General features: G+C 66.2%; 6 protein-coding genes. All 6 read left to right on the plus strand.

Annotated features, from left to right (window positions below; translation table 11 throughout):
• Window positions 1-297 precede the first annotated feature (297 nt).
• The 6 genes from ACYYG1_RS15975 (at window position 298) to ACYYG1_RS16000 (ending at window position 5,710) form a co-directional block, all read left to right on the plus strand.
• Window positions 298-1,278 carry a TAXI family TRAP transporter solute-binding subunit gene (locus ACYYG1_RS15975; protein WP_461211331.1) on the plus strand — a complete coding sequence of 327 codons (981 nt, stop codon included), beginning with the start codon at window positions 298-300 and terminating at the stop codon, window positions 1,276-1,278.
• Window positions 1,279-1,405: 127 nt separating this feature from the next.
• Window positions 1,406-3,535, plus strand: a complete 2,130-nt coding sequence (locus ACYYG1_RS15980; RefSeq protein WP_461211332.1) for a TRAP transporter permease — start codon at window positions 1,406-1,408, stop codon at window positions 3,533-3,535.
• A gap of 15 nt (window positions 3,536-3,550) precedes the next feature.
• Complete coding sequence (locus tag ACYYG1_RS15985) at window positions 3,551-3,952, plus strand: hypothetical protein (protein ID WP_461211333.1); 402 nt, start codon at window positions 3,551-3,553, stop codon at window positions 3,950-3,952.
• A 150-nt stretch (window positions 3,953-4,102) separates the two neighbouring features.
• On the plus strand, window positions 4,103-4,588 hold the full coding sequence (locus ACYYG1_RS15990) for an Lcl domain-containing protein (RefSeq protein WP_461211334.1): 486 nt from the start codon (window positions 4,103-4,105) through the stop codon (window positions 4,586-4,588).
• A gap of 40 nt (window positions 4,589-4,628) precedes the next feature.
• Window positions 4,629-5,201, plus strand: coding sequence for a tRNA 5-(aminomethyl)-2-thiouridylate-methyltransferase MnmM (gene mnmM / locus ACYYG1_RS15995; RefSeq protein ID WP_461211335.1), 573 nt, complete (start codon window positions 4,629-4,631; stop codon window positions 5,199-5,201).
• Between the two features lie 128 nt (window positions 5,202-5,329).
• Window positions 5,330-5,710, plus strand: coding sequence for a hypothetical protein (locus ACYYG1_RS16000; RefSeq protein WP_461211336.1), 381 nt, complete (start codon window positions 5,330-5,332; stop codon window positions 5,708-5,710).
• The last annotated feature ends 290 nt before the right edge of the window (window positions 5,711-6,000 follow it).

Raw genomic sequence — 6,000 nt, forward strand, 5'->3', positions numbered from 1 at the left:
ACTCCGGAATCCCCCCGCACCCCAAGCCCCACAGGCCCCACCCCCGGAAACGCCCCGGGCCGCAGGCCCCGGAAACGGACACGGCACCATCAAATTCCCGCCTCGTCATTGCTTTTTGGCAATGGATTTGCTAGGCATTCTAATTCAATACCCTGGTTTGCGCACAAACGCCGCCTCCGTACGCGGAGGCGCCAGGCGACCATACCGTTCCCGTTCCGGAGCGGATCAGGACTACTCATCGGCCCCGGCCCAGGGGGGGCGGGACCCAACGGCCCAACCAAAGAACAGGAGGCAAGCATGCGGAGGATCTCTACCCTTTTTGCTGTCATGATTCTGGGCCTTGCCCTGTGCGGTTTCGCTCCGGCGTCCGCCCAGGCCAAGACCACCTTCGTGACCATCGGCACCGGCGGCATCACCGGGGTCTACTACCCCACCGGCGGCGCCATCGCCCGCATCGTGAACAAGAAGAAGGACGAGTACGGCATCCGCTGCACCGTGGAATCCACGGGCGGCTCCGTGTTCAACGTCAACGCCGTCATGGCCGGCGACCTCGAATTCGGCGTGGTCCAGTCCGACCGCCAGTACCAGGCCATGAAGGGCCTGGCCGAGTGGGAAGGCAAGCCCCAGTCCAAGCTGCGCGCCGTTTTCTCCATCCACCCCGAGACCGTGACCCTGGTGGCCGCCGATGACGCGGGCATCAAAACCATCGCGGACCTCAAGGGCAAGATCGTGAACATCGGCAACCCCGGTTCCGGTCAGCGCCAGAACTCCATCGACGCCCTGGAGGCCGCGGGCCTGAACTACGAGTCCGACATCCAGGCCGAAGGCGTGAAGGCCGCCGAGGCCCCGGGCCTGTTGCAGGACGGCCGCATCGACGCGTTCTTCTACACCGTGGGCCATCCCAACGGCGCCATGAAGGAAGCCACCGCCGGCAAGCGCAAGGTGCGCTTCGTGTCCATCGCCGGGGGCGGCGTGGACAAGCTCGTGAAGGAGAAGCCCTACTACGCCAAGGCCTTCGTGCCCATGAGCAACTACGAGTCCGCCGTGAACACCGAGGACGTGCCCACCTTCGGCGTGAAGGCCACCTTCGTGACCTCCGCCGACGTGTCCGACGAGATCGTCTACGCGGTGACCAAGGAAGTCTTCGAGAACTTCGAGGAGTTCAAGAAGCTGCACCCGGCCTACGCCGTGCTGACCAAGGAGTCCATGCTGGAAGGCCTCTCGGCCCCCATCCATCCCGGCGCCATGAAGTACTACAAGGAAGCCGGCCTGAAGTAACCACCACCCGCGGCCGGGCCCAGCGCCCGGCCGCGGTTTTCAAACCCCAGAGGACCGTCCCCCGCGACGCCACCGTCCGTCGCGCGGACGTCACCGACAAGCACCCCAATCCCGGCGGCAGATTCCCATGATGAAGGAAAAAAAGGCTCACGAGGACGAGAAGATCCACGGCGTGGAATACGCCAAGCAGCTGGCCGAGGCCGAGCACGGGCTCCAGGGCGAGGCCGGGGGGTTCACCGCCCAGCTGACCATGCTCGTGGCCATCATCTGGTCCCTGTTCCAGCTCTCCATCGCCAGCTGGCTGCTCATGGACACGGTGTTCATCCGGGCCATCCACTTGGCCTTCGGCCTGTTCCTCGTGTTCCTGAACATCCCGATGTTCAAATTCACCCCGTCCTGGCGGCCGGACCTCAGGTTCTTCCTGGCCATGCACCGGGTGACCATCATCGACTACATCCTGGGAATCCTCGCGACGCTCACCGCGCTGTACATTTTTCTGGACTACGACGGCATCGCCACGCGTTACGGCCAGCCCACCACGCGCGACATCCTCATGGGCCTGATGCTCGTGGGCCTGCTCCTGGAGGCCACGCGCCGGGTCATCGGCCCGGCCCTGCCGGTCATCGCCCTGGTCTTCGTGGTCTATTCCTTCTGCTCGGAGATGGACTTCATGCCCGAGGTCCTCTTGCAGAAGGCCGTGTCGCTCAAGCGCTTCGTGGGCCAGATGACCATGAGCACCGAGGGCGTCTACGGCATCCCCCTGGACGTGTCGGCCACCATCGTCTTCCTCTTCGTGCTCTTCGGCACCATGCTGGAGAAGGCCGGAGCGGGCAATTTCTTCATCCGCCTGGCGCTGTGCTTCCTGGGCGGGTTCAAGGGCGGTCCGGCCAAGGCCGCCATCCTGGGCTCGGGCCTCACGGGCATGGTTTCGGGCTCGTCCATCGCCAACATCGTGACCACCGGCACCTTCACCATCCCGCTGATGAAGAAGGTGGGCTACCCGGCCACCAAGGCCGGGGCCATCGAGGTGGCCGCGTCCACCGACGGCCAGCTGGCCCCGCCCATCATGGGCGCGGCGGCCTTCATCATCGCCGAGTACGTGAACGTGCCCTACATCGAGGTGGTCAAGGCCGCCGCGGTGCCGGCCTTCGTGTCTTACGCGGCGCTGATCTACATTTCGCACATCGAGGCCAGCAAGCTGGGCCTGGAGGGCATCCCGCGCAAGGAGCTGCCCCCGCTGATCCCCACGCTGATGTCGGGCCTGCATTTCCTGCTGCCCCTGACCATGCTGCTCTGGGAGCTGATCGTCGAACGCCACAGCCCCGAGCTGTCGGCCTTCCGCGCCATCATGGTGCTGATGGTCATCATGCTCCTGCAGCACCCGCTGCTGTCCCTGTACAAGCGCAAGCGCGAGGGCCTGAAGCCCTGGGACACGCCGACCGTCAAGGCCGCCTTCGTCCAGGGCGCGCGGGACCTCATCGTGTCCCTGGCCGACGGGGCGCGCAACATGGCGGGCGTGGCCATGGCCACGGCGGCGGCGGGCATCATCGTGGGCGTGGTGGCCATGGGCCTGGGCGGCCTCATCACCCAGGTCATCGACGTGCTCTCGGGCGGCAACGTGTTCCTGATGCTGGGCATCACGGCCTTGGCCAGCCTGCTCATCGGCATGGGCCTGCCCACCACGGCCACGTACATCGTCATGGCCTCCCTGACCGCCCCGGCCATCGTCAACCTCGGGGCGCTGAACGACTTCATCGTTCCGCTCATGGCCGCGCACCTGTTCTGCTTCTACTTCGGCATCCTGGCCGACGACACGCCCCCCGTGGGCCTGGCGGCCTACGCGGCAGCGGCCATCGCCGAGGCCCCGCCCATACCAACGGGCCTGCAGGGCTTCATGTACGACATCCGCACGGCCATCCTGCCCTTCATGTTCATCTTCAACCACGACCTGATCCTCTGGAACGTGGACAGCTGGATGCAGGGCATACTGATCTTCGCCATGGCCTGCGTGGGCAACTTCGCCTTCGCCTCGGCCACCCAGGGCTGGTTCATCACCCGCAACAAGTTCTGGGAGATCCCGCTCTTGCTCGGCGTGACCTACATCATGATGCAGCCCGGCTACGTGGCGGAGTTCCTGGGCGTTCCGGACAGCCAGCGCTACTGGTGCTACCTCCTGGGCCTGGCCCTGTGGGGCGTGATCTGGCTCATCCAGCGGCCCAGGGCGGCACGCAACAACCTCGCGGCGCAGCCCGCCTAGCACAGGGAGGCGAACATGCAATCGGACTTCATCGTCAAGACCGTCCTGCAATGCGAGAAATGCGGCGAGGTCTTTTCCGACTCCTACGAGCAATGCCCTAAATGCGGCAGCCGCCGCTTCGAGGGCTACACCGTGGTCAACCCCATCGCCCGGCTGCCCATGGAGTCCATCCTGCGCCTGTGCGGGCACCTCTTGTGGATCGCGGGCACCGTGGCCTGCATCCTGTTTCTGTGGAACACCAACACCCCGGACACGACCCGCAACTGGTGGTTCGCCGTGGCGGGCTTCGGGGTCCTGGGCCTGTCCGTGATCATGGCCATCGCCCTGTTCGCCCTGGGCGAGATGCTCAAGCGCATCATCCGCATCCAGCGGCGGCTCCGGGCCATCATGGACGAATATTCCAGCCAGGGCGGCTGACGACGCCCGGCGCTCCCCGCCCCCGACGGCGGGGAGCGCGCAGCCCCGACCGCACCACGCACGCACTCGACGCGCCATCCCGCACCACCCACCGCCCAGGGGATGGGACCAGGACCGGACATCCGTGAACCCCAGCCAAGGAGACACGCGATGCACAGCCATGTCCTACGCACAGTTGCCGCCGTCCTGGCCTGCGCCCTGCTGTTGGCGGCCCCGGCCCTCGCGGGCGAACGCTTCACGGACAACCACGACGGCACCATCACGGACCACCATCTGGGCCTTCTCTGGTCGCGCGCGGACAACCAGGGCGACGTGAACTGGCACGACGCCCGGCGCTGGGCGCGCTACACCTTCCCCTCGGCCCTGCCCGGGGACCAGGAGGGCTGGCGGCTGCCCAGCATGGCGGAGCTGCAAAGCCTGTACGCGCCCCAGGGCCACGAGCGCGAGGCGGACTGCGGCCTGGACGTGCGCGTGGCCCGGGCCCTGGACCTGTCCTGCGCCTTCGTCTGGACCAACGAATCCAGGAACGTCACGGCCCGGCTGTTCAACTTCCAGCTCGGGCACACCTACATGGACCGCAAGGTCAAGAGCCGGGGCTTCCGGGCCCTGGCCGTGCGCCCGCTGCCCCGGGACTAGCGGGCCTTGCGCGGCCGGAGAGCCGGGGCTACAAAGGCCCATGCTCGTCAGCCACACCATCACCTTCGTCAAGGCCCTGCTGGGCCTCGTCCTGCGCCCCGGGGACATGGCCGTGGACGCCACAGCGGGCAACGGGATCGATACCCTGTTCCTGTCCCGCGCCGTGGGGCCCGGGGGCCGCGTGTTCGCCTTCGACGTGCAGGCCCAAGCTCTGGAGAGCACCCGCGCGCGCCTCGGACGGGAAAACGCCCCGGACAACGTGACCCTGATCCACGCCGGGCACGAGGACCTGGCCCGGGAACTGCCCCCCGTGGCCCACGGGGCGTTGGGGGTCGTGGCCTTCAACCTGGGCTACCTGCCCGGGGGCGACCCGGGGGTCGCCACCCATGCGGCCACCACCTGCGCGGCCGTGGACGCGGCCCTGCCGCTGATGCGCCAGGGCGGGCTTATCTCCCTGGTCCTGTACACCGGCCATCCCGGCGGCCCGGAAGAGGCCCGCGCCGTGGAGGCCCACTGCGCCGCCATCCCCCAGGACACGGCCCGCGTGATGCATTGCACCATGCACAACCAGCCTTCGGCCCAGGTGCGGCTCCTGCTCCTTGAAAAGCAATGACGCCTTCCTCAGCCAGCCTCCGCAATCTGTCGTTTTGTAAAGTTATATGAAGAGGCATGCGCCGTGCATGAAGAATTCCTAACGGCGCATATCGTTTCATGGACTTTCAAGCGTGACGGAGACGATTTATGGAGATTTCAGGGATTTATGGAATGGGCCGGGGCGTCAGCCTGACCATGACCGAGGACCAGAAATCCACTGTGGAGGAAATTCTTGCCAAGTACGACCCGGAAAACATGACCCGCGAGGATATGGAAGCCCTGCGCATGGAGCTGGAGGAGGCGGGCATCGGCCGCTCCCGCGAGCTCATGAAGATGATGCAGGAGGCCGGGTTCAAACCGCCGGAAAAGCCCAAGCAGCCCATGGAGGAGGATACGCGGTACGGCGTGCAAAAGGGAGAGCTCTGGGACCTGTACCAGCAGTTGCAGAGCGGCGAGGTCTCGGAAGAGGAGTTTCTGGAGCAGATCCGCAATCAGATGCCGGGGTCGCTGGTGGATTGCGTATCGTGATGAGAAATACAGGCGCGGGTAGCCCCGCGCGCGGCCGAAGGCCCGGGTGAGAGCCCGGGCCTTCGTGCGTTGTGGGGGGATATTCGTGGTGGGGGGACAGCTGGTTCAAAAGCTTGCGCTTTTGAACCAGCTGGCAAAGGGGCCGGGGGGCGAACCCCCCAGGCCCCTTGTATGTTGTCCCTGACCAAACGATAACGGTGAAATGGCAGAGGAGGCCGGGGGGAAGGAGGCTTTCCTTCTCCGCGGCCGTCCCGGCAGACCGTGGCCCCTTGGGCGAAAAGCCCGCTCCA

This window comes from Desulfocurvus sp. DL1XJH-121 (assembly GCF_054819825.1).

Bases quoted from the DNA above. Each gene is read 5' to 3' on its own strand.
- ACYYG1_RS15975 (WP_461211331.1), top strand. From the start codon at position 298: ATGCGGAGGATCTCTACCCTTTTTGCTGTCATGATTCTGGGCCTTGCC.
- ACYYG1_RS15980 (WP_461211332.1), top strand. From the start codon at position 1,406: ATGATGAAGGAAAAAAAGGCTCACGAGGACGAGAAGATCCACGGCGTG.
- ACYYG1_RS15985 (WP_461211333.1), top strand. From the start codon at position 3,551: ATGCAATCGGACTTCATCGTCAAGACCGTCCTGCAATGCGAGAAATGC.
- ACYYG1_RS15990 (WP_461211334.1), top strand. From the start codon at position 4,103: ATGCACAGCCATGTCCTACGCACAGTTGCCGCCGTCCTGGCCTGCGCC.
- mnmM (WP_461211335.1), top strand. From the start codon at position 4,629: ATGCTCGTCAGCCACACCATCACCTTCGTCAAGGCCCTGCTGGGCCTC.
- ACYYG1_RS16000 (WP_461211336.1), top strand. From the start codon at position 5,330: ATGGAGATTTCAGGGATTTATGGAATGGGCCGGGGCGTCAGCCTGACC.